Origin of the sequence: Maribacter sp. 4U21 (assembly GCF_002742365.1) — a bacterium.
Taxonomy (GTDB): Bacteria; Bacteroidota; Bacteroidia; order Flavobacteriales; family Flavobacteriaceae; genus Maribacter.
On the sequence record NZ_MDGN01000068.1, the window covers coordinates 1 to 641 of the forward strand.

At 33.2% G+C, this 641-nt stretch carries 1 pseudogene; it reads right to left on the reverse strand.

Going from position 1 to position 641, the window contains the following annotated elements:
• Positions 1–410: 410 nt before the first annotated feature.
• Positions 411–641, reverse strand: a pseudogene (locus BFP77_RS13815) (transposase); the annotation flags it as partial.

Consider the following 641-nt stretch of genomic DNA (forward strand, 5'->3'; position numbering starts at 1 on the left):
TCTGATGTAAGTGATGTCACTAACCCAGACTTGATTAGGTCTATTAACTTCTACATCTTTAATAATGTTCTTGTATTTATAGAATCTGTGCAATGAGTTGGTTGTTCTTGAGCTGTATTTCTTTCTAAGTGTAAGCATATTGTGTTTTCTAAGAATGTTGAATAGGGTATCTCTACCTATTTTTAAATGGGTATTTGTAAACTCTTGTTTTAAAGATTTGGTAAGTTTTCTAACGCCTTCTCTAGGAAGGGATTTGCGTCTGTTCTTGACTATAGCTACTACTTTTTCCTCTATCTCTAAACGTTTATCTTCTCTACGTTTGTACTTGTAGTAAGCATCTCGTTTTAGACCGAAACAAGCTGTAATAGTAGTTAGAGAAGCAAATCCCTTAGACTTTTCTCTGGCCTTAATTAAGGCTTGATACGTAGTTTTTTTTTAAGTTCGAGAACAGATTTATAGCCCAGTTGTTCAGCAGCTACTTCCAGGTATGAATCATCAATAAGTGCGTCCATATCTTTTTTAAGAAGCAGTTTTTTTAGTTGTTCAATCTCTTTTTGAAGCTGTTTAATACGAGTTATTTCGTCTTTTGTTTTCACAGTTACTCGGGTATTCATTAGGTCTTTACGATTGTATTTTTTTAT